Origin of the sequence: Vibrio sp. 10N.261.52.C2, from assembly GCF_041471425.1 — a bacterium.
In the GTDB taxonomy this organism is placed as follows: domain Bacteria; phylum Pseudomonadota; class Gammaproteobacteria; order Enterobacterales; family Vibrionaceae; genus Vibrio; species Vibrio crassostreae_C.
The window spans coordinates 170,560-195,453 of the sequence record NZ_JBFROH010000016.1; the positions used below are offsets into that span (position 1 = coordinate 170,560).

Genomic DNA, 24,894 nt, shown 5'->3' on the forward strand with positions numbered 1-24,894 from the left:
TCAATTTCCTAGAATCGAAAAAGTCCGAGAGCTTATGCGCCTAACAGTAATAGTGCGCTTGCTGAAGCCACGCCGACTGACAACCATTTAGAGTAAACCGCGCGGCCGACAAATGTACCGATAACCATCAGAGCCAAAGCTGTGATACTCATACCAGTTGCAAACTGAGTTAGGTTACTTGCCGCTTCAACGCCATGCGCATAACCATGGAAAAACAACATACCAATCGAAGCCGCTAATACACTGTTCACTCGCTTAGTCGATGGTGAGAACACGTGCCATAAACATAAGCTGACAACGAATAGAGAAGCGATGATTGCAGGTTCAACAATCACAGAGAAGCCTAGGGCTTGGCCTGCGATAAGCCCTACCACCAAAGACACCAATCCGCCGCCAATCAGAGCGGCTTTTGTCTTGGTGGAGAATAAAAGTGCGCCAATTAACAGACCAAAAGCGATCAACATGATCAGGTGATCCATACCTGTCACAGGGTGAGTTAAGCCAGACATAAATGAGTGAGACTCATGAACTGAGTGCGCTCCATGTCCTGGGTGAGCGAAAGCCAATGTTGATGTTGTTAGAGAAGCTATTGTGAAAGTACATAAGCCGGCAGCTGTTTTAAAGTTCATCGCGAGTTCCTTGCTTTATACCAATCGTAGTAAATAATTGCTCACCCTAGCTTGCTAAAATGCTCGATAACTGCGTTATAATTTTTGATTGTAGAATAACTACTTATCGAAAAATTATGCCTTGTTCTCAAGCCTTTTTTCTGCGCTATTGTTGATCACTTACTTACTGTGATTGGTATTATTGTTATTAATATCGTTGTTATATAAATCGTTTAGTGAGTCATCAATGACTCGATTAATGATGGTGATGATGTCCACCAGAGCGACCGCCATAAGCACCGCCTTCTGGTTCAAACGGTTGTTTCTCAGTGGTCACTTTCGCGCCTAAGCCTTCAACCATTTCATCTAAAACATGGTCGTGTTGATAACGAACCCAACCCGCTTCCACTTGCAGCGGAACATGACGGTTACCAAGGTGATACGCCACTCGCGTTAACAGGAGCAAGTCTTCACAGTAAACAGTCGAAACGGTTTCTGGTGCCGCTTTCACTTCTACGACTAAACCGCATTTACTTGAGAGTTGTTCGCCACCACGCAAGATATGACCTCGTGGTAGAAACAGTCCGGCATTGCGCCCGTCATCGAGCATCACCTTAAGACGGCTCTTAATGCGGCTATCGATCGGCAGGCTTAAGTAGCCGTCCGGTGCATTTTGTATTTGAGTATTCAGTTGAGTCAGTTCAATCATGCTATTACCTCAATCTCCTTGTGAGATTTATAACGTTTAAATTAGGAGCCTTCAGCCTAAAAGCCCTTAGCTAAGAGCTAGAACAAGAGCCTTCAGCTCAGCGCTAAAATAAAAGCCTTCAGCCGAGCTCTTAAAATAGAAAATACCGTTGTGCCATTGGTAGTTCTTCAGCAGGCTCACAAGTTAGCAATTCACCATCGGCGCGTACTTGATACGTCTGAGAGTCGACCTCAATTTTTGGCATCCAATCGTTGAGCTTCATGTCGGCTTTGCTGATATTTCGGCAGTTGCTCACAACACCAATCAAGCTCTGCAAACCCAATTGCTTATCAATGTTCTGCGCCTTGGCTTCCTTAGAAACAAACAACATTGATGTGTTTTGACATGCCTTGCCGTAGCTACCAAACATTGAACGGTAATGGACTGGCTGAGGTGTTGGGATTGAAGCATTTGGGTCACCCATCGGCGCCATGGCGATCATGCCGCCTTTCAAAATCACACTAGGTTTCACACCAAAGAAAGCGGGCTTCCACAACACTAAGTCTGCTAATTTCCCTGCTTCGATAGAACCGATTTCATGAGACATACCATGAGTGATCGCTGGGTTGATGGTGTACTTAGCGACATAGCGTCTTAATCGGAAGTTATCGCTGTAGTCTGAATCTTCTTTTAGGCTGCCGCGCTGAACTTTCATCTTGTGCGCAGTTTGCCAAGTTCGAGTGATCACCTCGCCTACACGTCCCATTGCTTGTGAGTCCGAAGCGATCATCGAAAAGGCACCTAAGTCATGAAGAATGTCTTCTGCGGCAATGGTTTCACGGCGGATACGAGATTCAGCAAACGCGACATCTTCAGCAATCGATGGTGACAAGTGATGACAGACCATCAACATGTCTAAGTGCTCATCGACGGTATTGATGGTGTAAGGGCGTGTTGGATTGGTTGAGGAAGGCAAAACGTTCGGCTCACCTGCAGCACGAATAATATCGGGAGCATGACCACCGCCCGCACCTTCGGTGTGATAGGTATGAATCACGCGGTCGCCGATTGCGCCAAGTGTCGATTCAACAAAACCAGATTCATTCAGAGTGTCGGTATGAATCGCTACTTGTACGTCCATCTCGTCAGCCACACTCAAACAGGTATCGATTGAAGCGGGAGTGGTTCCCCAGTCTTCGTGTAACTTCAAACCCACCGCGCCTGCCGCTACTTGCTCACGTAGTGCTTCTGGCTGACTGGCATTGCCTTTGCCTAACAAACCAAAGTTCATCGGGAATTGATCGAGTGACTCTAGCATGCGGTGCATGTTCCAAGGCCCCGGTGTGCATGTGGTCGCGTTAGTACCTGTGTTTGGTCCAGTGCCACCGCCGATCATGGTTGTCACACCTGACGCCAGTGCTTCTTCAATCTGTTGTGGGCAAATAAAATGAATGTGTGAATCAATACCACCAGCAGTCAAGATTGAACCTTCGCCTGCTAAAATTTCCGTGCCCGGGCCAATCACAATATCAACGCCCGGTTGAACATCTGGGTTGCCCGCTTTGCCCAATGCCTGAACTCGACCATCTTTGACTGCGACATCGGCTTTTACGATGCCCCAGTAATCCAACACAATCGCGTTAGTGATCACCAAATCTGGAGTTTCGGCACTTGGACGTTGGCTTTGCCCTTGTCCATCACGGATAACTTTGCCGCCGCCGAATTTCACTTCGTCGCCGTATACGGTGTAATCTTTTTCAACTTCTAGCCATAAATCAGTGTCAGCAAGACGCACTCGGTCACCGACTGTTGGCCCAAACATTTCGGCATAAGCCTGTCTGGATATCGTCGCCATGTTCAATCCTTTGTTATTTTCATTATTCCGTGGGAGCGCTTAGAGCTTGCCCATCACCTTTCCTTGGAAGCCATAGATCTCTAACTTACCGGCGTAACGCACTAACTCGACGCTACGCGACTGACCCGGCTCAAAGCGGGTTGCGGTGCCCGCAGGAATATTGAGTCGAAAACCTTTAGTGGCTTCTCGGTCAAAGATCAGCGAAGGGTTTGCTTCATAGAAGTGGTAATGAGAGCCAATTTGAACAGGACGATCGCCAATGTTTTGTACCTTAACGGACGTTGTGTCTCGGCCTTCATTGAGAGTGATGTCACCCGGTGCGGTTTCTACTTTTCCGGGAACGAATCCTGAGTATTGTTTTGTGGAACCAGCCATATTACTTCTCCCTACACGATAGGTTCATGAACGGTCACCAGCTTGGTGCCATCAGGAAAAGTGGCTTCGACTTGTACATCAGGGATCATGGAAGGGATCCCCTCCATAACGTCATCGACAGTAAGAAGTGTGCGTCCAAAATCCATTAATTCTGAAACGGTTTTACCCTCGCGGGCACCTTCGAGAATGGCACTGCTGATCAGTGCGATAGATTCTGGGTAGTTGAGCTTTAAGCCTTTTTGTTTGCGCTGCTGTGCCAGCATTCCTGCGCAGAAGATAAGTAGCTTATCTTTTTCTCTTGGTGTTAATTCCATTTAGCCGCCCGCTGTTAGTGTTGTTTTCTTATTGCTCAAAAACGCATGAGCAGTAAGTGGGATTCAATCACAGCAAGCTTGAAAAAATGTACCTAGGGTCGGAAGTCACCCTAGGTACAAAAAGGGCTAATCGCTAAGTCGCCCAAATCCTTGGTAAATCAGGAGTCGTACCACATAAATGAGAGCGAGTTGCTTGCCAAATCTGACCAAAGGCTTGGAGGATATCTTCACTCCAATTACCCAAGGCTCGCACCACAATCAATCCTTCTATCTGAGTAGCACCCAATATTAATGTGGGTTCACTCGACGTTTTTGATGTAACTGATTGCTGTGAAGCTTGCTGTGTAATAGATATGAGCAAGCTCTGTACCAACTCTAGATCTTGCTTCTCATTTGAGGTGATATAAAAGGTTCCCATCATTGAATAATCAAGTAACCCCATATTTATCATTAACTTATCGCCACCATGAAAATTAAAGCCTTCAGTCAGAAGCCTTTGATTATCAAGATAGATTTCTGTTTTCCCAACGAGATGACCATGCTCGAATCCCTCATTCTGTGCAGGGCGTCCAAAACAGTGCATCTCCCAACCCCAAAACTGTGCACCCTTTTCTAGGCGAATTTCAGTATCTAAACGAACGTGTGCATTGGGGAAAAAGATGTTCTCTTGCGGCATCCATTCCAAGCGTGCATCTTTCTTCACTCGTAGGGTCTGCTTCTGCTTGGCGTACTTGTTGTTTGAGCGATAAAACTTGGTCGCACCGGGTGTGGTAATCAACGCGTGAGCACCGTGCTCAAGATTCACGTTAATATTGAGAGTGTCACCACCTACCACTCCGCCGGGGGGATGGAGTAAGTAGGTGTGACACGTTTCCCCATCAGGATACAGGGGGCGTTGCACCGCAAGCGGACCAGACTGCTGACGATTCTTTAATACGGTTTTATCACCTCGATCGACAAAGGTGAGGTTTAAACTCGCTTGCCAACCATCACGAATATCTTGTTCGATGGTCTCATTCAAAGATAAAGCTTCTACTAAAGAAGCCTTGCTTACTTCATTCGGAGAAAAGAGAGAATTCATACGGTTAGGTACTCCTTTATCAAGGACTCATCGAGCCCTGTCATTTCACCTTCTGCCACTTGGCGTCCACGGTCGATAATGCAAAAACGGTCACCGACCTTTCTTGCAAACGGCAGCTTCTGTTCAACCAACAGAACCGTGAGCCCCATTTTCTCGTTGAGCATGCGAATGATGTCGCCAATCTCTTGCACAATATTGGGTTGAATACCCTCCGTCGGCTCATCCAAGATCAATAGCTTTGGATTAACCACCAGCGCACGCCCAATCGCTAGCTGTTGCTGCTGGCCACCCGATAAATCACCACCGCGACGATGTAGCATCTCTTTTAACACTGGGAAAATATCGAAGATGAATTCAGGGATCTTGCGGTCACCCTTTTTACGAATCGGTAAACCGACCTCTAGATTTTCTTGAACAGTGAGCATTGGGAAGATCTGGCGACCTTGCGGTACATAGCCGATCCCTTGGCGTGGACGGTCCTCGGCATCGGTTTTCAAAAGTGACTCACCCGATAAGGAGATGTCACCGCTTTCAACCTTCACCAACCCCATAATGCATTGCAGTAAGGTGGTTTTACCGACACCATTTCGCCCCATTAGCACCGTGCATTTACCTTCTGGGATCTGCATATCCAAATCCCACAGCGTGTGGCTCTCACCGTAATATTGATTAACTGATTTAACCTCTAGCATCCTATTCTCCGAGATAAACTTGTTTAACTTCAGGGTGAGCCTGCACTTGATCCATGGTGCCTTCAGCCAACACATGACCTTGATGAAGCACGGTGACATGGCTGGCGATAGAACGAACGAAATCCATATCGTGTTCAACGACCACAACCGAGTGCTTACCTGCCAGTGAGTTAAGTAACTCAGAGGTGCGATCCATTTCTTGGTGAGTCATACCTGCCACGGGTTCATCCACCAGCAACAGCTTAGGGTTTTGCATCAATAGCATGCCGATCTCTAACCACTGCTTTTGTCCGTGAGACAGGTTACCTGCCAAATTCGCCGCTTCGTCTTTTAAATGAATCAGCTCAAGTACCGAGGTCAATTTGTCTTTCTGTTCACCAGACATCACAGCGGTGAACGTCGCCCACACTGAGCGGTCACCGGCCATGGCTAATTCAAGGTTCTGCCACACAGTTAAACACTCAATCACGGTCGGTTTTTGGAATTTACGCCCAACGCCTGCATTGGCGATTTCGGCTTCGTTCATCTTCAATAAGTTGATGTTCGAACCCAACCACACCTCGCCGGTGTCTGGCTTAGTTTTACCTGTGATAATGTCCATCATGGTGGTTTTACCTGCGCCATTAGGACCTATGATACAGCGTAGCTCTCCCTCTTTGATGTAGAGGTTGAGGTCGTTTATCGCTTGGAAACCATCGAAGCTTTTGTTGACGCCTTCGACATACAACAGCACGTTATGTCGAGTATCGATGGCAGGATGAATATCGGGTTTGAGGTAATCAAAGACTTCGTCTCGACGAGTGAACGCCTGAACCGATTCCTTTACGCTATTAAATGTGGTCATGCGATCACCTCCTTGGCCTTGTGCTGATCATCCTTATCTTTATCTTGGTTTTTCCCATTTGATGCCTTGCGCAGCTGCTGCCACTTTTCACTGACAAAGCCAATCACACCTTGTGGGAAGTACATGGTTGAGAGTACGAATAGTCCACCCAGAGCAAACAGCCACACCTCCGGGAACTCAACCGTAAACCAACTCTTGGCGTAGTTGATGATCAATGCACCGACAATGGCACCAAACAGAGTGGCACGACCGCCTAAGGCTACCCAAACCACAATCTCAATCGAGTTAAGAGGAGCAAATTCTCCCGGATTGATAATACCCACTTGAGGGACATATAAAGCCCCGGCAATACCGGCGATAACCGCAGAAAGAACGAAGACCCACAGCTTGATGCCATCGACGTCATAGCCCATAAAGCGAGTGCGTGATTCCGTATCACGAATCGCTAATGCCACACGACCTAGTCGACTGGTCACCACCATGCGACAAGCTATGTAGCTGAGAATAAGCGCAATACCAGTCGCGACAAACAGACCTATCTTGACCGCATCACTCTGCAAACTCAGACCGATGATGTCTTTGAAATCCGTCAGTCCGTTGTTGCCACCAAAGCCCATTTCGTTGCGGAAAAATGCCAGCATCAATGCGTAAGTTAATGCCTGAGTCATGATAGAAAGATACACCCCGGACACACGAGAGCGGAAAGCTAAATAACCGAACAAGTAAGCCAATGCGCCCGGCACTAGCACCACCATCAGGCAAGCAAACCAGAACTGGTCAAAGCCCTGCCAGAACCACGGCAACGCAGACCAATCAAGGAACACCATGAAATCTGGTAAGACTGGATCACCATAAACCCCACGGTCACCAATCTGACGCATCAAGTACATGCCCATCGCATAACCACCAAGCGCAAAGAAAGCACCGTGGCCAAGGCTCAAGATTCCGAGATAGCCCCACACCAGATCGAGCGCCAACGCCAACATTGCGTAGCTCAGATATTTGCCCATCAGCGAGATAGTAAAAGTCTCTACATGGAGCGGGTGCCCACTTGGTAACATGGTGTTAGCCAGTGGGATAAGAATAACGGCCGCTAGAATGGCAAGGATGGTCAGTTGGCCACCTTTGTCACCACGCATTGCCGAAAGTACAAATGATTTTGACTGCATGATGTTGTCCTTAACCTTCAGCCGCACGACCACGTTGCGGGAAGAGTCCGCGTGGGCGTTTTTGAATAAATAGAATGATGAAAACCAGTACCAGAATCTTGGCGAGAACCGCACCAGCCCATGGTTCTAAAATTTTATTGAACAGACCAAGGCTTAAGCCTGCGACTAGCGTGCCCCATAGGTTGCCAACACCGCCGAATACCACCACCATGAATGAGTCGATGATGTACGCCTGTCCCATATTAGGGCCAACGTTGGTCAGTTGAGACAGTGCCACGCCTGCAACACCCGCAACGCCAGAGCCTAAACCGAAGGTCATCGCATCAACTCGCTCTGAACGAATACCCATCGCACGAGCCATGCCACGGTTTTGAGAAACCGCACGAACCTGCAAACCTAGTGGTGTCTTTTTCAGAACCATTAATAAGCCCATAAACACCAAACCACAGAAGAGAATGATGTAAAGGCGGTTGTAGGTCAGGGACAACATTGGGTTTAATTGAAGTGCTCCAGACATCCATTCAGGCGTGCTCACTGAGCGGTTCAAAGGAGAGAAAATAGAACGAACAGCCTGCTGCAAGATTAAGCTAATACCAAAGGTCGCGAGTAAGGTTTCCAATGGGCGACCATAAAGATGACGAATCACACTTCGCTCAATCGCAATGCCCACTAAGCCAGAAACAATGAATGCCGCTGGAATGGAAAGTATCAGCGCTAGGCCAATATGATTCGGCATCAACAACTGCAATACGTAGGTGGTGTAAGCGCCAATCATGATCAGCTCGCCATGAGCCATGTTGATAACGCCCATCACACCAAAGGTAATCGCTAAGCCAATGCCTGCCAGTACCAATACCGAGCCTAAACTCAAACCGAAGAATACTGTTTCTACACCCGAATAGAGTGCTTGGCTTTGTTGATAGCTATCCATCGCACGTTCTGCTGCAGCGGTAATGCTTGGATCTTGCTCACTGTTCAGTAGTTGGTTCAGTGTTTTCAGAACGACCGAGTGTTTGAAGTCGCCAACTCGTTCAATTGAAGCCACACGATCTTCAATGGTGGCACTGTTATTAAGAGAAGTGGCAATCGCTAACGACAAATCCATTAGCTCAGCTACTTTGCCATCTGATTCATTGGCTCTGAGTTCAGTTAGTCGTTCGATAATGTCAGCGTCTTTGGTTCCTAACAAATCCAAAACCGCCTTATAACGCACATCAGGGTTGCCGCTGTTCAGTCCAATCGAGGCTATTTCCCCGCGTAATATCCCGCGAAGTTTGTTATTCACACGAACCTTTTTAAACTGTCTCGCATTCTCGATATTAAGCGTTGAATCATCCCATACTGACTGAGCTGACGTCGCTGTTTTGATACTTTGAATGAGGTAGAGCTGTTTGTACTGCTCGCTCTGTTTCTCATTGAAGTAGTAAAGGTTTCCGTTTAACCAGCCATCTAAAATAGCTTTCGACACATCTTCCGTTTGCGTCTCAATCACCCAATCGATAGCTAATTCTTTATCCGATGTTTTCTTACCAACTAGCGCCTTGGTAAAGCTAGCTTCATCCGTTATTCCAGCAAAAGCCAACTGAGCACTGACTGCCATGAGCAACAGCGCTTTAAATACGTTTAATACGTTTTTCATCCCTGCTTCCTTAACCAACCAAGTTAGATATTGTTATTTTTACTTGGAGGATGTGTGGATAGTGGTTGTTACCTGAAACGATGAGCCTTCCGTTCGCTTCGCCCGTTAAACAGACGCGTTCTTCCCAAACCGGAAGGCTCAATATTCCTGAATTGACGATCTAGTTACCGCCAGAACACTTCTTCGTTTCGACGTTAAACGCACCACATGAGAATGGCTTCGACCAGCTAGAGAACAGTTTTGCCGATTCAGGTAAGTAACTCGACCAAGCATCACCCGCCACTAGTCCAGTGGTTTCCCAAACGATATCGAATTGACCATCGTCTTGGATTTCACCGATCAGGACTGGTTTAGTAATGTGGTGGTTTGGCAGCATGGTAGAGTAGCCGCCAGAAAGGTTAGGTACAGACACGCCAATCAAGGCATCTTGCACAGATTCAGGATCGGTTGTGCCCGCATTAGTGACCGCTTGAGCCCACATATTGAAGCCAACATAGTGCGCTTCCATTGGGTCATTGGTGACACGCTTTTCACTCTTGATGAACGACTGCCACGTTTCAACGAACTCTTCATTAGCTTCAGTATCAACACTCATGAAGTAGTTCCATGCCGCTAGATGACCAACCAATGGTTCTGTGTCCATGCCTGACAGTTCTTCTTCACCAACAGAGAATGCAATAACTGGGATGTCTTCAGATGAAATGCCTTGAGCGCCTAGCTCTTTATAGAAAGGTACGTTCGCATCGCCGTTCACAGTAGAAACCACAGCGGTTTTCTTGCCTGCTTCGCCGAACTTTTTGATATCAGAAACGATAGATTGCCAATCAGAGTGACCAAATGGCGTGTAGTTGATCATGATGTCTTCTTCTGCGACACCTTTATCTTTTAGGTAGGCTTCAAGGATCTTATTGGTAGTACGTGGATAAACGTAATCGGTACCTGCAAGTACCCAACGCTCAACTTCAAGCTCTTCCATCAAGTAATCCACTGCAGGGATCGCTTGTTGGTTTGGCGCGGCACCGGTGTAGAAAACGTTTTTAGAAGACTCTTCGCCTTCATACTGTACTGGGTAGAAAAGGATGCTGTTGAGTTCTTCAAAAACAGGCAGCATGGATTTACGTGATACCGATGTCCAACCACCGAACACCACATCCACTTTCTCTTTTTCGATAAGCTCACGTGCTTTTTCTGCAAATAGCGGCCAGTTTGACGCAGGGTCAACCACGACAGGCTCTAGCTTCTTGCCAAGCAAACCGCCCTTTTTGTTCTGCTCTTCGATGAGCATTAGCACGGTATCTTTTAGCGTTGTCTCACTGATCGCCATGGTGCCAGAGAGTGAGTGTAGAACACCGACCTTGATGGTCTCATCAGCAGCAAACACTGTTGCAGAAGAAAATGAAAGTGTTGTACACAGTGCAGCTAGCGATAAATTGAACACCTTGTTCATGATATTACTCCATAATTGTATTTTTGTTATTCAATTACAGAGTTACAAGAAGAGTGCCAAACTTATAAACCAATGAAATTATTTATAAGCAATTGTATTAATAGAATTTAAAAGAAACTCACACCAATAGAGTGCATAGCAATCATGTAACTATGTTTCATACTGGTGCAGTGACGGTGGGAATGAACCAAGATGACACATTCCTGTTCTTCAGATACAAAAAAGACCCAACACTTTAGTATTGAGTCTCTGGTATAACATCACCGATGGTCGTTCAAACCATGAGTTTAAGGCTATTCCGCTGGTTTAAATTCGAATTTTACTCTCGACTTAGATTTCAACTCGTTGCAATCACCGTTGCAAAAATAGCTCGCCGCACCACAGGCTTGAAGCTTCTCAAGTTGGCTGCTGCACTCAGGACAAAACCCAACTTTAGTAAAGTGAGCCTGACAACTTTCACAGTGATACTTGCCATCCCAAGCTAGCTCAGACTGGCATTTAGGGCAGATATTTTCACTCATTAGCATTTCCTAATTTACTACTATTTTTACAATCTACTACTGTTGAGACTTGGCTTGCTTGATTTGATACATGTTCTTATCAGCTTGTGCGATCAACTGGTCTAATCCTTGAGGATCTTTGTCACAAGAAAGCCCGACACTCACCGAGAATTGCACATCATTGATATAAAGCGCTTGTTGCAGTGCTTTCTCTAAGCTGTGGTAGAAGCTAACAACGCTTTCTTGATCATCAAAACATGAGAACACCACAAACTCATCACCACCATAACGCCCTATCTTGGCACATGCTGTGGTTGCCTCATCAAGAACTTCGGCAACCGCCAGCAACACATCGTCACCGAAACTATGGTCATAGGTATCATTTATTGATTTGAACTTATCGACATCAACAAACAAACACGCCATCACCTTTTCAGAAAAGCATCGCTTGGCCAACACTTTCTCCGCTTCATTAAACAATGCGCGACGATTCAAGCAATGGGTTAAAGAATCTCGATTAGCGAAAAAGTTTAGCTGGTTCTCCAGCTCAAACTTCTCTAGTGCTACCGAATACAGGGAAGCCAGTAGCTCTAAGATCTCGAGCTCAAATTCATGTGGTTCAGAGATGTACTGGCTATAAATAGCGAAGGTAACCAACACATTACCGCGCGACGAGATAATGGGGACCGACCAACAGGCATGTAAATTCGCTTGATTGGTTAAGACCAGAAAAGGTGCCCAGTTTGGGTGTGCATTTATGTTGGAGACCATCACTGCTTTCTTAAGCGCAGCTGCCTCGCCACAAGAGCCTATCCCCGCACCAATTCCTATCCCTTCAATCTGTTGATTGTAAAAATCAGGCAGGTTTGGGGCATACTCAAGGTGTAACGTTTAGACTCTGAGTTGAGCAGTAAAATTGAAGCCATGCGCTGCTCGGTAAGCTGAATAATCTTGTGATTTAAATCTTTGCGATCCATCCCAAGCGCAAGCTTCCGCAGCAAACTATTGACGGCTCGATGACCTTCTAATAAAAATTGTTGTTCCATTCACTAAGGCTTTCAATTGTGTAATCGGGTACAGCTTGTTCCTATGCAAGCTTGTTATTGGTTAATAATAGCACACTAAATTAGTACGACACACAATCGAAGATCATAGGTTGATCTTTCGCTTTATCTATTTTGATCAGCGATCTACCCCAAAAAGAATATTTATATCACCACACACCGAAAGCATAAGTTACATGTGCTGCATTTCAATTTTAAACAGTAATTTATATTAAAAGTTACATGCAAAAACAAAACAAACAGCACAAGCCATTTCGATCTGTAGTCTAGATCATCGAATTACATGCGTCAGCATTTCAATATGCTGGTCATCTAACTGGGTTAACTTAACGGATAATGCCTTAAGTTCTGAGGTGTTCTCAATGTGAGTACCACCACACGGAATAGACACTAAAGTGTCGGCATCCAACTGCCATTCCCAATAGCGAGAGTCTGTTAATGCTTCGCCTTCCAGTCGCATTACAACTGGCGTCGGCTCTGCAAACCAGCCCGCAATCATTTGGTTGATATCAGCTTCGATGTCATCAAGACTTGCTAGCATATCTGCAACGTTCAAACCACGCTTCTTCAGGGTTTTGCCTAAGCGATACTTATCGGAACACAGCTCTGGAGTCACAAAGCTCGTCACTTGTGCGTAGCTATTGAAGTCGTAACTGCCAAGCGGATCTTTTCTATCCGCATCTTTACGCCAGTAGCGCTCAGCCAATACTTTATTCAAAGCTAGGAAAGCGATGTGGCCAGCACTGTGACCACGGCTCAAACTGGCTTGGTACTCTTTATCAACCGACAACACGACTTCGTCGTTAACCTTAATCATAGAAGCAGATGTAGGTAGCTGGTGGACAACAACAAACGCCCACCCTTCCGTATCACGCTTAACAGGGATATCTGCTGCGATATGAAGCTTTCCAGTAGATTGTTCTATAGCACCAACAAGGCAGTCTTCAACTGGATATAGCACGTCACCAACACTCACAAAGCCTTGGTCTGCAGGGTGATCTGGCCAAATGTGACTCACTGGGTGGAAGGGTGTCACGTCGGTGATCAGGTAAGTTTTGCTGTCGTCGCTTTCAACGTACTGCGCTTTAGCATTGAGCTGCCAAGCCTGATGACAAAATTGAGTGATGGTTGGTGTGATTGCTGACACAGGTGTAATCAAATCGCTAGTAGTCATATCGTTCTTCTTCTGGAATCTAGTCTGATTCGTTGAGCCATGATGATAAAAACGTATTGTTATGGCTTAACGTGAATTTTGCTTAAAAAAATACCCGAGACAGGCTCGGGTATCAAATCTATTGGAAAGGTTTACTTACGACCTTTAACCATGCTCATCATACGTTTACGTTTACGTTCTTGAGAAATTGTCAGCTTGTTAGTCTTAGCTTCAAATGGGTTCTCGCTGTTCTGGAATTGAATGCGAATAGGTGTACCCATGATTTCTAGTGAACGACGGTAGTAGTTCATCAAGAATCGTTTGTATGAATCTGGCAAGTTACGAACTTGGTTGCCGTGGATAACGATAATCGGTGGGTTGTAGCCACCAGCGTGCGCGTATTTCAGTTTCACACGACGGCCACGAACCATAGGCGGTTGGTGATCATCAGTCGCCATCTTCATGATACGAGTTAGCACAGAAGTACCAACACGAGTAGTCGCTGACTTGTAAGCTTCTTGTACAGACTCAAACAAGTGACCAACACCTGTACCGTGAAGTGCAGAGATAAAGTGAATACGTGCGAAATCAACGAAGCCTAAGCGACGGTCTAGCTCTTTCTTAACGCGTTCTTTAACGTCGTTATCTAGGCCATCCCACTTGTTTACGGCAATAACAATTGAACGACCAGCGTTCAACGCAAAGCCTAGCAAGCTTAGATCTTGATCAGAGATGTTTTCGCGAGCATCGATAAGCAGCAATACAACGTTAGCATCTTCAATCGCTTTCAGTGTTTTAACCACTGAGAACTTCTCTACCGTTTCGTTGATGTTTTTACGACGACGAACACCCGCAGTATCGATTAGAACGTATTCACGCTCGTCACGCTGCATTGGGATGTAGATAGAGTCACGAGTCGTACCTGGCATATCGTAAACAACCACACGCTCTTCACCAAGAATACGGTTCGTTAGCGTTGATTTACCTACGTTAGGACGGCCAATGATCGCTAGTTTGATCGGTTGATCTTGAAGACGCTTGAATTCTGCTTCAGCTTCTTCTTCTGTAAATTCAACCTGCTCTTCTTCTTCGTCTTCAAACTCAGTTAAGTCGCTTACTTCGCCATTCTCAGCTTTTAGCGCTTCTGCGAATGGGTTAAGAGCAAGGTCAATAAGTGCAGTAACACCACGACCATGCGCCGCAGCGATTTGGTACATGTCTTCTACACCTAGTTGCCAGAAGTCAGCACTTGCAGCATCAGGGTCGATACCATCAACCTTGTTTACTACTAGCATTGAAGGCTTTTCTAGTTGACGTAGGTGCTTAGCAATCGCCACGTCTGAAGGTGTTAGACCCGCACGGCCATCTACCATAAATAGAACGACATCAGCTTCATCAATCGCCGCTAGCGACTGTTCAGCCATTTTAGTTTCAACACCTTCTTCAGTACCGTCGATACCGCCAGTGTCAATAACAATAAAGTCATGCTCGCTAAAATGAGCATGACCGTATTTACGGTCACGCGTTAAGCCAGGGAAATCCGCAACCAATGCATCACGAGTTCGAGTCAATCGGTTAAATAACGTAGATTTACCTACGTTCGGACGCCCTACTAGAGCAACAACAGGTACCATAACAACCTCTACAATTTCTTCTCTAAATGTAGTTATAGGTAAGCACTTGTTCGCAAGTTTAAACTCTTACCTATAACCACACGGTTTATTAATTTTTAACAACAAAACGGCTCCTGGCTGTTACCAACCAGGAGCCGACTGTGAATTATATCACGCTTTTATTGGCTAATCGTTAGTTTCTTTACATCGCCATTGCGAGTCGTCACTAAGTAGCCTTCAGGCAGTTCAATTGGTGCAACCGCAAAGCCGCTATCATCGACAAGCTGTTGAGCAACAAACTCACCCGATGAACGATCCAACCAGTGCAGATAACCTTCAGTATCACCCACGACTACATAACCATTAATAATAGCAGGTGCTGTCAGTAAGCGGTTTTCTAACAATGGAGTGCTCCACAGTTCAGTACCACTACGCGCATCAACCGCAACCACATGGTCTTTGTCGGTAACAACGAACAAACGGCTACCATCACTTGCTAAATCAATCGCTGATGAGTAGTTACGTTTCCAAATTGGCTTACCAGAACGAAGGTCGATAGCAATCAGCTGACCATTGATACCTACGGTATACAGGGTGCCACCAAGAACAATTGGAGATGCATCAACATCAACCAAACGATCAATTTCCGTTGCACCTTTTGGTGTGCCTACTGGCTGTTGCCAAATAAGCTGACCACGATCAACGATAGCCGCAGCTAGACGACCATTTGCTGTACCCCAGAATACACCACCAGAAACTGCAACAGGCGAGCTATCGCCACGCAGTGTTAGGCTTGGTACTTCCGTACTGATGGTCCATTTTTGTTCACCGCTTGCTTGATCTAACGCGATCAACATACCGCGACTGGTATGAACAATGACCATGTTGCTATCAGTTGCTGGGGATGCAAGCACCTCACCATTGACTGATACACGCCACAGCTCTTCACCGGTCGATTCTTCCAGTGCGATCACTTCGCCATTTTCAGAACCAACAAAAACTTTACCGTAAGCCGCCGTTAAGCCACCCGATAAACGAGCCAATACGTCTTTCTCAAGATCGACTTTCCACAGCGCTTTACCTGTATCAGGATCAAGCGCTTTAACCATACCTTCACGGCTTGCAACAAACACTTTGTCGTAAGCCAATTCTGGCGTTAGTTTTGAAAAGTAGTGACCAACACCATCACCAACCGACGTAGACCATTCCTGACTAGGAGTGAACTCGCTGTTTACCGTTGGGACTGGAGCCATGATTACGGTGTCTTCTTCACCCGCACAGCCAGCTAGTAGGCCAAGAGCAATCGCACACAACGCCGCTTTTGGAAACATCTTCTTCATTCAAAGCGCCTTATTTAGCTAGGTCGTCAAGTTTGATTTGAAGCGTTTGGCTAGCGTCAACAGCTTGCTGTGCTTCTGTGTAAGCACTGTATGCTGCGTCTGTGTCGCCTTTACGAAGTGAGATATCACCACGCAGTTCAGCAACACGGCCTTTCCAAGATTCATCTGTCATAGCAGCAAGATCAGTCAGTGCTGCGTCAAATTCACCTTGCTCAGCTTTAATACGTGCAACACGGTAAGTAAGTAGTGGCGCAAGTGCCGCGTCCTTAGTTGCCGATTTTGCCCACTCGAGCTGTTCAAGTGCCGCCGCTAGATCGCCTGCTTGTACTTGTACTTTTGCTAGTTGCATAGCAGCAAGTACTGAGTACTCAGCATCTTTGTTTGCGTCGATGAAAGCTTGAATATCAGATTGAGCATCAACACCCTTAACATCAAGAGCTGAAATTACAGAGGTGTAGCTTTCTGAAGCTGCTTCACGCGCTTCAACTACTGAATCTTGGTAATAGCGCCAGCCAAATAGACCACCTAAACCAATAACCGCACCAAAGATTACGGCTTTACCGTTCTCTTTCCACCAATCTTTAATGGCTTCAACTTGTTGCTCTTCGCTATCGTAAAGTTCCACTTCCTGTCCTCTTTAATTCTTTAAACGCCAGCATAGTGCTGACGTTAGTATTCATTATGAGCGTTTGCTCAATGGCTAATTAGATTAGCGCAGCAACTTTCTCTGCAACTTCCGTTTGAGACACGGTTTCTTGCTCGCCGCCAACCAGATCTTTTAACACAACTGTATTGTCAGCAACTTCGTTCTCACCAAGTACCAGCGCCACAACAGCACCTACTTTGTCAGCACGTTTGAATTGCTTCTTGAAGTTACCACCACCGAAGTGGTTCATTACACGCACGCCTTCAACGGTGTCGCGTAACTGATTCGCTAACTGCATGCCCGCGATCATAGTACCTTCGCCAGCAGCAACTACGTATACATCAACGCTACGACGAACTTCTGTTAGCTCTAGCGTTTCCATCATCAGAACCAGACGCTCTAGACCCATTGCAAAGCCAACTGCATTTGTTGCTTTGCCGCCTAGTTGCTCAACAAGACCATCGTAACGACCGCCGCCACATACTGTACCTTGAGCACCAAGGCTATCTGTGATCCACTCAAATACGGTGCGGTTGTAGTAATCTAGGCCACGTACTAGACGCTCATTAACTTGGTATTCGATACCAACAGCGTCAAGAAGTTCACACAAACCAGCAAAATGTTGCTTCGATTCTTCACCTAGATATTCAGATAGTCGAGGTGCGTCACCTAAGATAGCTTGAACATCAGGGTTCTTAGTATCAAGTACACGTAGAGGGTTAGTGTGCATGCGACGTTTGCAGTCTTCGTCAAGCACATCAATATGTTGCTCAAGGAAAGCCACTAACGCAGTGCGGTAGCTTACGCGATCTTCTTGAGAACCGATTGAGTTCAGCTCTAGGCGAACGTGCTTATCGATACCTAGCTCACGCCATAGACGTGCTGTCATCATGATAAGTTCTGCGTCAACGTCTGGACCGTCTAGACCAAACACTTCAACACCACATTGGTGGAATTGACGGTAACGACCTTTTTGAGGACGCTCGTGACGGAACATAGGGCCCATGTACCATAGGCGCTGTTCATCACGGTTGATAAGGCTATTTTGAATACATGAACGAACACAACCTGCTGTGCCTTCTGGACGCAGCGTTAGGCTATCGCCATTGCGGTCGTCAAAGGTGTACATCTCTTTAGAAACAACGTCTGTCTCTTCACCAACTGCACGGCTAAATAGGTTTGTTTCTTCAACGATAGGCATACGTACTTCGTTGTAACCGTATGCACTCACCACGTTTTTAACTGCGCTTTCTACTTTCTGCCACAGTGGTGATTGAGTTGGAAGGCAGTCGTTCATGCCTCGAATTGCTTGAATATTTTTAGCCACAGTATTTATTCCGTAATTTCTCACGACCAGGTGTTAGTGCGAATAGACAATCACACCCCATCGCGTTGTATTAATCTTCTAAGTTTTCTACATCAATGCGATTTGCTTTATCAAGCACTGACGCTTTTGCACGAATCTTAGCTTCAAGTTTGTCGACAAGGTCATCGTTGTCGAAGCGCTCTTTCTGACGCTTACCATCTTCGTAGAAGGCACTCTTACGTGCACTACCAGCTAAACCTAAGTGAGACACTTCAGCTTCACCAGGGCCGTTAACCACACAACCGATGATAGATACGTCCATTGGAGTGATCACGTCTTCTAGGCGCTCTTCAAGGGCATTAACGGTGTTAATAACATCGAACTCTTGACGAGAACAGCTCGGACACGCAATGAAGTTGATGCCACGCGAACGAATGCGCAAAGATTTAAGAATATCAAAGCCAACTTTGATCTCTTCAACCGGATCAGCCGCTAGCGAGATACGCAGCGTATCGCCGATACCTTCAGAAAGAAGCATACCTAAACCTACCGCTGACTTCACAGAGCCAGCACGCGCACCACCCGCTTCGGTAATGCCAAGGTGAAGAGGTTGATCAATCTGCTTAGCCAGCAAACGGTAAGAACCGACTGCTAGGAATACATCAGACGCCTTAACGCTGACTTTGAATTGATCAAAGTTCAGACGGTCTAGGATATCTACGTGACGCATTGCTGATTCAACAAGCGCTTCTGCTGTAGGTTCTGTGTATTTCTCTTGGATCTCTTTCTCAAGAGAACCGCCGTTAACACCAATACGAATCGGAATATTCATATCACGTGCACAATCAACAACTGAGCGGATACGGCTTTCGTTACCGATGTTGCCTGGGTTAATACGCAGACAGTCAACGCCGTATTCCGCCACTTTAAGTGCGATACGGTAGTCGAAGTGAATATCAGCAACCAAAGGAACAGAGACCTGCTGCTTGATTAGCTTAAAGGCTTCAGCTGCATCCATAGTCGGTACAGATACGCGAACGATATCAGCGCCAACTTTTTCCAGAGCTCTAATTTGAGCAACGGTCGCGGCTACATCTGTTGTTCTTGTGTTGGTCATGGATTGCACAGCAATTGGTGCACCATCACCGATCGGCACATCACCCACATAAATACGGGTTGATTTGCGACGAATAATAGGAGATTCGTGTTGCATATTAACTCTAAGGTAAGGTTATTCTAGCTACTTTGCCTGAAGTATACCCAGAAAGGTCGACAGGTTCACTTGCAAATGTCATTGATACGCCTTCTGGCGCACCTAGAATCACTTTATATGGCGCAGTTCCTGATAGATTTAACGACTGACCTGCTTTTTTGATGCCAGTCGACAAGGTTTTACCCGTTGCATCTTTTACTTGGATCCAGCAATCAGCGGTGAACTGCATCACTAGTTCGTTAGCCACAGCTTCAGGAGCCGTGCTAGCTTCAACCGTTTCTGCATTCGCAACAGCTTCAGCAGTTGGCTCTGTCTCTGTTGCTTGTTGTGCAGGAGTTTCGTCAGCTGGAGTAACAGCATCTGAAGTATCTTCCGCATCGCTTATCGCAGCAAGGCCTTCAGTATCTTCAACAACAGAAGCACCCGCTTCATTTTGTTCAGCTTCAATCACTTCTAAAGATGTGAATTCAGGGGCAAGTGATTCTTCTACCGCGAGCTCTTCTGAGCTTTCGGTATTCGCTAAAGATTGAGATAGGGTGTCTTGTTGTTGGTTCTGCCACCACCAAAGTGAGGAGATACCCGCAATGACCGCAAAAATACTCCAAGTCAGGATCATAATACGGCTGTTGTGCTTCTCGGTTTTGGTCTTACGAGAAAAGCTCAACATTTCTTGCTCTTGATGCTGAGCATCACCGGCATGATGCAGCGCACTCAATACGACTTTTTCGTCAAGATTGACGTATTTCGCGTATGAACGAATATAGCCACGCATAAACGTCGCCACTTGATCTGACTCGAATTGGTTTTCTTCAATTTGTTGGATCAGAGTAACGCGAAGTTTCAAGCGATCAGAAATCTGCTTTTGCGTTAAACCAAGAGATTCTCGTTTGTTCTTAAGCAGCGTTCCCGCTTCCAAAGCTGGAGCTACGGTTTCTTGCGTTTGTGTATCTTGTTCTGTGTTCATAGAGAGTGAACTTCTAAAGTATTATCGCAGGTTGAGGAGAGCGTTTTCTTATTGTCGTTTAAGCTCAATCTAACAACCCACGTTATGTGGAATTTTTCCTGCTATCTAAATCATCAACCCTTAAAGGCGAACATCATTCATTTGTTATGGATGACCTTCTCAGGAAGCTAGTTTATCAAGTAGCCAACCTAAATAGACATATTGATGATCAGTAGCAAGCGAGCACTTAAATTAATTTAAGATTAGTTAATCATAAGCTAATGCCATTACAAGGCAAAAACACTTTAAACAAAATTTACCGTCAGCTCATGGTTTTGTCCAAAATTTGACGAAAAATGTAAGAAAGCGTGGGCAAGAAGTCCAAAAAATCAAAAACTGCACCCCAGAAAAGCAACAAGCCAGAAGTAAGACTTCTGGCTTGTTTAGGTTCTAATCGCGTTTTATACCGCTTTTACTTCAATCACACCACCGGCAATCAAGTTCGCTTCAGAGGCTGCTTTAAGCATTTTAGTACGCTTGGTTCTATCAATCACATCACCGACTAACTGACCACACGCGGCATCAATATCATCACCACGAGTCTTACGAACGGTTACTGTGTAGTTGTATTCCATCAGCGTTTTTTGGAAGCGATCAATACGAGAGTTGCTTGGCTTCTTATAAGGCGACCCCGGGTAAGGGTTGAATGGAATCAAGTTGATCTTACAAGGCGTCTCTTTCATTAGCTCAGCAAGTTCACGTGCGTGGTCCATATCATCATTCACATGATCCAATAACACGTACTCAACCGTTACTTTACCGCGGTTAGCATTTGAAGATGCAATGTAACGACGAACAGATGCTAGGAAGTCTTGGATATCCCAACGGTCGTTGATCGGCATGATTTGGCTACGTAGTGCATCGTTTGGCGCATGTAGAGAAATAGCCAATGCGACATCGATGTTGTCTGTCATTTGGTCAAGGCCAGAAACAACACCAGAAGTTGATACGGTTACACGACGCTTAGACAGTGCGAAACCTAGATCATCAAGCATGATTTCTAATGATGGTATTAGGTTCTTCATGTTCAATAGAGGCTCACCCATACCCATCATTACAACGTTAGTAATTGGACGACGACCGGTTTCTTTTTCTAGGCCGATTTCGCGAGATGCGCGCCAGATTTGGCCAACAATCTCTGAAACTTTTAGGTTACGGTTGAAGCCTTGTTGAGCTGTAGAACAGAACTTACATTCAAGTGCACAACCAACCTGTGAAGATACACATAGCGTCGCACGGTCACCATCTGGGATGTATACCGTTTCAACGTCTTGGTCGCCAACGCTCATCGCCCATTTAATTGTGCCATCTGAAGAGTGTTGAGCTTCAGAAACAACAGGTGCAACAATCTCACAGCGACGTTGAAGTTTCTCACGTAACTTTTTGTTGATGTTGTTCATTTGTTCGAAGTCATCGACACCGAAGTGATAAATCCACTTCATCACTTGCTCTGCTCGAAACGCTTTCTCATTCAGTTCTTCTGTGAAAAATTTACGAAGACCTTTACGATCAAAATCGAGTAGATTGACTTTAGCTGTGGTCATGATGCCTCTCAATGACGGAACAATAATTAAGGGCGCGAATTGTACAGCCTTTACGCATGTTCAACAAGGGCTGTAAAACCCTGTGTTTACTAAGACATTCAAACTTAAGTGATTAAAGTTTGAACAGCTACCTTTCATTACTTACAATTCTGGAAATAAGAATAAGATTCCCAACTACGCTCCTGCGTCGCTATCGGGAATGACGTAAAAACTTACTCAGTCACTTTCCATTCATAGTCACCAGTTCCTAAAACCTCGTCATTCCAGAATCGAGGGACGAGATATCAGGAATCTCTAACTTCAACAGAGATTCCCGACTGCGGTCCTTAGTCACTATCGGGAATGACGACTAGGTAAACTATCTCTAACGTAAAATCCACTTACAAAAAAGGCCTCACCGAAGTGAAGCCTTTAGAATAATTTGCAGTGCCGATTATTGAGCTGGGCGTGGGCAAATTTCAGATTCTGGGAAGAAGAATTCGATTTCGCGAGCTGCAGACTCAGGGCTGTCGCTGCCGTGAACTGAGTTGTAACGCATGCTGATTGCGTAGTCAGCACGGATAGTACCGCATGCCGCTTCTTCTGGGTTTGTTTTACCCATAAGCTCACGGTAACGAGCGATAGCGTTTTCGCCTTCAAGCACTTGAACCATGATAGGACCAGAAGTCATAAACTCTTTAAGAGCTGGGAAGAACTCTTTACCTTCATGTTCAGCGTAGAAGCCACTCGCTTGCTCTTCAGTAAGACGAACCATTTTAGCAGCAATAATTTCTAGGCCTGCTTTTTCGATACGGTGGTAGATTTCACCAACAAGGTTACGCTTAACTGCATCCGGCTTAACAATTGAGAACGTTCTTTCTAGAGCCATAGGGATTCCTTCACTTCATTTTTTTTGTTATTAAATACTGAAATTACTGAGATCTTTCGATCTGAGCTTTATGAATGAGCGGCACAAAATACCGCTCACCCTTATTATTATTTTGCTTGGTCGATAAGAAGACGAGCCAGTGTGCGAACGCCCATACCCGTTGCGCCTGCCGCCCACTTGTCACTTGCTGACTTACGGTAAGTACCCGCGCAATCCATATGAATCCAACCTTTTTTGTAGTCATCTACAAAGTAAGAAAGGAATGCCGCAGCTGTACTTGCACCCGGTGTGTAATCGCCCGTGCTGATGTTTGAAAGATCAGCAAAGTTTGAAGGCAACATACCACGGTGGAAATCAGCAAGAGGCAGTGGCCATAAGCCTTCTTTCTCTTGATTTGCCGCCGTTAGCGCTTGGTGAGACAACTCATCATCGAAGCTTAATAGTGCGTGGTAGTCGTTACCTAATGCGTTTTTAGCCGCGCCTGTTAGCGTTGCACAGTCGATGATCAGCTCAGGGCTTTGTGCACTTGCGTACATCAGGCCATCAGCTAGCACTAAGCGACCTTCCGCATCAGTGTTCATGATCTCAACTGTTTTACCGTTTTTGTAGGTAATGATATCGCCAAGCTTCAATGCGCGACCAGAGATCATGTTCTCTGCGCAACATAGAATAAGCTTGATGCGCTTGTTAAGACCGCGTTCAATCGCAAGACCTAAACCACCAGTAATCGTTGCTGCGCCACCCATGTCAGCTTTCATCGCTGTCATGAATTGGCCTGGCTTGATACTGTAACCGCCCGAATCGAACGTAATACCTTTACCGACTAAACAGGCAAATACAGGTGCGTTTTCATCGCCTGTTGGGTTGAAGTCCAGTTGCAGCATTGCTGATGTACGCTCAGAGCCACGACCTACCGCGTAGATGCCTTCCCAACCTTCGGTTAGTAGATCCTTGTCTTTAACAATCTTCGCTTTAACAGTGCCCGCTGGTGCCACTGACTTGATGTATTCTGCAGCCATTGTCGCAAGTTGACGAGGTGCCACTTCTTCAGCGGTTTTATTGATAATGTCACGCGTCCAGTCAGTTGCGCGAATACGAGCTTCAAGCTCAGTTTGATCGGCTTCTGAAAGTGCATCCCATTCCAATGCATTCTTTTTCTTTGGTCCACGGTAGCCTTGGTAGAAAGCCCAAACGCTTTCTAGATCCCAACCTTCACCACGAAGTGAAACGAATGCGATACCTTGTCCGTCAAGCGTACGACCCGCACGTTGAACTGCGCCTAGATCGTGGCCTTCACCAATGTGAATTGTCGCTCCCGCTTCTGAGAACGATAAAATAGCTCTTGCTCCCCACTGAGGCTGGGCAGCTTCTTGACTTAAAAATACTGACATCTGTGTAGACATGATTTCTCCTTGTCATGAACCACTTCGAGAGTGTGATTCTGATTATTTTTTATTAGCTCACTGATGTTAGCATTATGTAGGAGGAAAATGTCATTTTGATAAAAAACGGACCATAAGGTCCGCTTTTTTTAGTAAGAATTGTTAACTTGGCTGCGTTTTATATTGGACTGATACCAACCCGCGACCAAATCATTAGACAAGAGGATTAATCCATCTCATCCATCCAGCACAAAATAATAGCCTCTAAGATTTTCTCATTCGAGTGGTTAGGCTCGTCGTCGAACTCTTCAAGGTCTAGCACCCATTGATGCAGATCGGTAAAACGTACCGTTTTAGGATCAGTATCAGGGTACAAATCACATAGCTCAATTGCGATATCTCGCGAATCAATCCACTTCAAGCTCATAACACTTCCTTATATTTATCAGCGACGCTTGGTCACCTTTATGATCTATATTCTAGGCCAGTTTTCTTAGTATGTTTGTCTAAGCAATAACTCTCTCAGTCATCGCTGTATTAGCCATGACTG

23 protein-coding genes and 1 pseudogene are annotated in these 24,894 nt (G+C 45.8%); all 24 read right to left on the bottom strand.

What is annotated here, in order from left to right; all coding sequences use genetic code 11:
- Positions 1-32: 32 nt before the first annotated feature.
- A complete protein-coding gene (locus tag AB4307_RS06430) occupies positions 33-629 on the bottom strand; it encodes a HupE/UreJ family protein (RefSeq protein ID WP_136981952.1) in 597 nt (198 codons plus the stop codon).
- Positions 630-864: 235 nt separating this feature from the next.
- Positions 865-1,317, bottom strand: a complete 453-nt coding sequence (gene ureE / locus AB4307_RS06435; RefSeq protein ID WP_017062501.1) for an urease accessory protein UreE — start codon at positions 1,315-1,317, stop codon at positions 865-867.
- 130 nt (positions 1,318-1,447) lie between these two features.
- Positions 1,448-3,151 carry an urease subunit alpha gene (ureC, locus tag AB4307_RS06440; protein WP_017084416.1) on the bottom strand — a complete coding sequence of 568 codons (1,704 nt, stop codon included), beginning with the start codon at positions 3,149-3,151 and terminating at the stop codon, positions 1,448-1,450.
- A 39-nt stretch (positions 3,152-3,190) separates the two neighbouring features.
- Positions 3,191-3,526 (bottom strand): urease subunit beta, encoded by a 336-nt coding sequence (locus tag AB4307_RS06445; protein ID WP_004735120.1) that lies wholly within the window; start codon positions 3,524-3,526, stop codon positions 3,191-3,193.
- A gap of 11 nt (positions 3,527-3,537) precedes the next feature.
- Complete coding sequence (gene ureA, locus AB4307_RS06450; RefSeq protein WP_004735119.1) at positions 3,538-3,840, bottom strand: urease subunit gamma; 303 nt, start codon at positions 3,838-3,840, stop codon at positions 3,538-3,540.
- A gap of 133 nt (positions 3,841-3,973) precedes the next feature.
- The gene (locus AB4307_RS06455) at positions 3,974-4,921 is read right to left on the bottom strand and encodes an urease accessory protein UreD (RefSeq protein ID WP_017062504.1); all 948 of its coding nucleotides are present in this window, start codon (positions 4,919-4,921) and stop codon (positions 3,974-3,976) included.
- On the bottom strand, positions 4,918-5,613 hold the full coding sequence (gene urtE, locus AB4307_RS06460) for an urea ABC transporter ATP-binding subunit UrtE (protein WP_017062505.1): 696 nt from the start codon (positions 5,611-5,613) through the stop codon (positions 4,918-4,920). Before urtE ends, AB4307_RS06455 begins: the two co-directional genes overlap by 4 nt.
- A gap of 1 nt (position 5,614) precedes the next feature.
- Entirely contained in the window at positions 5,615-6,457 is an 843-nt protein-coding gene (gene urtD / locus AB4307_RS06465; RefSeq protein ID WP_017062506.1) for an urea ABC transporter ATP-binding protein UrtD, read from the bottom strand.
- Positions 6,454-7,626: an urea ABC transporter permease subunit UrtC gene (gene urtC, locus AB4307_RS06470; RefSeq protein ID WP_017062507.1), complete on the bottom strand. Its 1,173-nt coding sequence runs from the start codon at positions 7,624-7,626 to the stop codon at positions 6,454-6,456. The genes urtD and urtC overlap by 4 nt, the downstream gene beginning before the upstream one ends.
- Positions 7,627-7,636: 10 nt before the next feature.
- Entirely contained in the window at positions 7,637-9,265 is a 1,629-nt protein-coding gene (urtB, locus tag AB4307_RS06475) for an urea ABC transporter permease subunit UrtB (protein WP_372055855.1), read from the bottom strand.
- A gap of 160 nt (positions 9,266-9,425) precedes the next feature.
- The gene (urtA, locus tag AB4307_RS06480) at positions 9,426-10,712 is read right to left on the bottom strand and encodes an urea ABC transporter substrate-binding protein (RefSeq protein WP_004735113.1); all 1,287 of its coding nucleotides are present in this window, start codon (positions 10,710-10,712) and stop codon (positions 9,426-9,428) included.
- Positions 10,713-11,005: 293 nt separating this feature from the next.
- On the bottom strand, positions 11,006-11,233 hold the full coding sequence (locus AB4307_RS06485; protein WP_017062829.1) for a zinc ribbon domain-containing protein: 228 nt from the start codon (positions 11,231-11,233) through the stop codon (positions 11,006-11,008).
- Between the two features lie 36 nt (positions 11,234-11,269).
- Positions 11,270-12,258 (bottom strand): annotated as a pseudogene (locus AB4307_RS06490) (sensor domain-containing diguanylate cyclase).
- Positions 12,259-12,547: 289 nt separating this feature from the next.
- Positions 12,548-13,450, bottom strand: a complete 903-nt coding sequence (locus AB4307_RS06495) for an alanyl-tRNA editing protein (RefSeq protein WP_372131463.1) — start codon at positions 13,448-13,450, stop codon at positions 12,548-12,550.
- Positions 13,451-13,581: 131 nt separating this feature from the next.
- Entirely contained in the window at positions 13,582-15,063 is a 1,482-nt protein-coding gene (der, locus tag AB4307_RS06500) for a ribosome biogenesis GTPase Der (protein ID WP_017062511.1), read from the bottom strand.
- A gap of 158 nt (positions 15,064-15,221) precedes the next feature.
- Positions 15,222-16,382: an outer membrane protein assembly factor BamB gene (gene bamB, locus AB4307_RS06505; protein ID WP_017062512.1), complete on the bottom strand. Its 1,161-nt coding sequence runs from the start codon at positions 16,380-16,382 to the stop codon at positions 15,222-15,224.
- A 10-nt stretch (positions 16,383-16,392) separates the two neighbouring features.
- A complete protein-coding gene (locus tag AB4307_RS06510) occupies positions 16,393-17,007 on the bottom strand; it encodes a YfgM family protein (RefSeq protein WP_017062513.1) in 615 nt (204 codons plus the stop codon).
- Positions 17,008-17,086: 79 nt separating this feature from the next.
- A complete protein-coding gene (hisS, locus tag AB4307_RS06515) occupies positions 17,087-18,355 on the bottom strand; it encodes a histidine--tRNA ligase (RefSeq protein ID WP_017062514.1) in 1,269 nt (422 codons plus the stop codon).
- A 70-nt stretch (positions 18,356-18,425) separates the two neighbouring features.
- Positions 18,426-19,547 carry a flavodoxin-dependent (E)-4-hydroxy-3-methylbut-2-enyl-diphosphate synthase gene (gene ispG / locus AB4307_RS06520; RefSeq protein WP_009848294.1) on the bottom strand — a complete coding sequence of 374 codons (1,122 nt, stop codon included), beginning with the start codon at positions 19,545-19,547 and terminating at the stop codon, positions 18,426-18,428.
- Between the two features lie 7 nt (positions 19,548-19,554).
- Entirely contained in the window at positions 19,555-20,511 is a 957-nt protein-coding gene (rodZ, locus tag AB4307_RS06525; RefSeq protein WP_372131465.1) for a cytoskeleton protein RodZ, read from the bottom strand.
- Positions 20,512-20,951: 440 nt separating this feature from the next.
- On the bottom strand, positions 20,952-22,094 hold the full coding sequence (rlmN, locus tag AB4307_RS06530; protein WP_372131467.1) for a dual-specificity RNA methyltransferase RlmN: 1,143 nt from the start codon (positions 22,092-22,094) through the stop codon (positions 20,952-20,954).
- Positions 22,095-22,527: 433 nt separating this feature from the next.
- Complete coding sequence (ndk, locus tag AB4307_RS06535) at positions 22,528-22,962, bottom strand: nucleoside-diphosphate kinase (RefSeq protein ID WP_016797173.1); 435 nt, start codon at positions 22,960-22,962, stop codon at positions 22,528-22,530.
- A gap of 107 nt (positions 22,963-23,069) precedes the next feature.
- Positions 23,070-24,365 (bottom strand): aminopeptidase PepB, encoded by a 1,296-nt coding sequence (gene pepB / locus AB4307_RS06540; protein WP_017062517.1) that lies wholly within the window; start codon positions 24,363-24,365, stop codon positions 23,070-23,072.
- Positions 24,366-24,570: 205 nt separating this feature from the next.
- Positions 24,571-24,771 carry a Fe-S cluster assembly protein IscX gene (gene iscX, locus AB4307_RS06545; protein ID WP_004740335.1) on the bottom strand — a complete coding sequence of 67 codons (201 nt, stop codon included), beginning with the start codon at positions 24,769-24,771 and terminating at the stop codon, positions 24,571-24,573.
- Positions 24,772-24,894: the final 123 nt, after the last annotated feature.

Bases quoted from the DNA above. Each gene is read 5' to 3' on its own strand.
- iscX (WP_004740335.1), bottom strand. From the start codon at position 24,771: ATGAGCTTGAAGTGGATTGATTCGCGAGATATCGCAATTGAGCTATGT.
- AB4307_RS06485 (WP_017062829.1), bottom strand. From the start codon at position 11,233: ATGAGTGAAAATATCTGCCCTAAATGCCAGTCTGAGCTAGCTTGGGAT.
- ispG (WP_009848294.1), bottom strand. From the start codon at position 19,547: ATGCAACACGAATCTCCTATTATTCGTCGCAAATCAACCCGTATTTAT.
- ureC (WP_017084416.1), bottom strand. From the start codon at position 3,151: ATGGCGACGATATCCAGACAGGCTTATGCCGAAATGTTTGGGCCAACA.
- urtA (WP_004735113.1), bottom strand. From the start codon at position 10,712: ATGAACAAGGTGTTCAATTTATCGCTAGCTGCACTGTGTACAACACTT.
- urtD (WP_017062506.1), bottom strand. From the start codon at position 6,457: ATGACCACATTTAATAGCGTAAAGGAATCGGTTCAGGCGTTCACTCGT.
- ureA (WP_004735119.1), bottom strand. From the start codon at position 3,840: ATGGAATTAACACCAAGAGAAAAAGATAAGCTACTTATCTTCTGCGCA.
- der (WP_017062511.1), bottom strand. From the start codon at position 15,063: ATGGTACCTGTTGTTGCTCTAGTAGGGCGTCCGAACGTAGGTAAATCT.
- rlmN (WP_372131467.1), bottom strand. From the start codon at position 22,094: ATGACCACAGCTAAAGTCAATCTACTCGATTTTGATCGTAAAGGTCTT.
- ndk (WP_016797173.1), bottom strand. From the start codon at position 22,962: ATGGCTCTAGAAAGAACGTTCTCAATTGTTAAGCCGGATGCAGTTAAG.
- AB4307_RS06430 (WP_136981952.1), bottom strand. From the start codon at position 629: ATGAACTTTAAAACAGCTGCCGGCTTATGTACTTTCACAATAGCTTCT.
- ureE (WP_017062501.1), bottom strand. From the start codon at position 1,317: ATGATTGAACTGACTCAACTGAATACTCAAATACAAAATGCACCGGAC.
- bamB (WP_017062512.1), bottom strand. From the start codon at position 16,382: ATGAAGAAGATGTTTCCAAAAGCGGCGTTGTGTGCGATTGCTCTTGGC.
- urtB (WP_372055855.1), bottom strand. From the start codon at position 9,265: ATGAAAAACGTATTAAACGTATTTAAAGCGCTGTTGCTCATGGCAGTC.
- rodZ (WP_372131465.1), bottom strand. From the start codon at position 20,511: ATGAACACAGAACAAGATACACAAACGCAAGAAACCGTAGCTCCAGCT.
- AB4307_RS06455 (WP_017062504.1), bottom strand. From the start codon at position 4,921: ATGAATTCTCTCTTTTCTCCGAATGAAGTAAGCAAGGCTTCTTTAGTA.
- urtC (WP_017062507.1), bottom strand. From the start codon at position 7,626: ATGCAGTCAAAATCATTTGTACTTTCGGCAATGCGTGGTGACAAAGGT.
- AB4307_RS06445 (WP_004735120.1), bottom strand. From the start codon at position 3,526: ATGGCTGGTTCCACAAAACAATACTCAGGATTCGTTCCCGGAAAAGTA.
- urtE (WP_017062505.1), bottom strand. From the start codon at position 5,613: ATGCTAGAGGTTAAATCAGTTAATCAATATTACGGTGAGAGCCACACG.
- pepB (WP_017062517.1), bottom strand. From the start codon at position 24,365: ATGTCTACACAGATGTCAGTATTTTTAAGTCAAGAAGCTGCCCAGCCT.
- AB4307_RS06495 (WP_372131463.1), bottom strand. From the start codon at position 13,450: ATGACTACTAGCGATTTGATTACACCTGTGTCAGCAATCACACCAACC.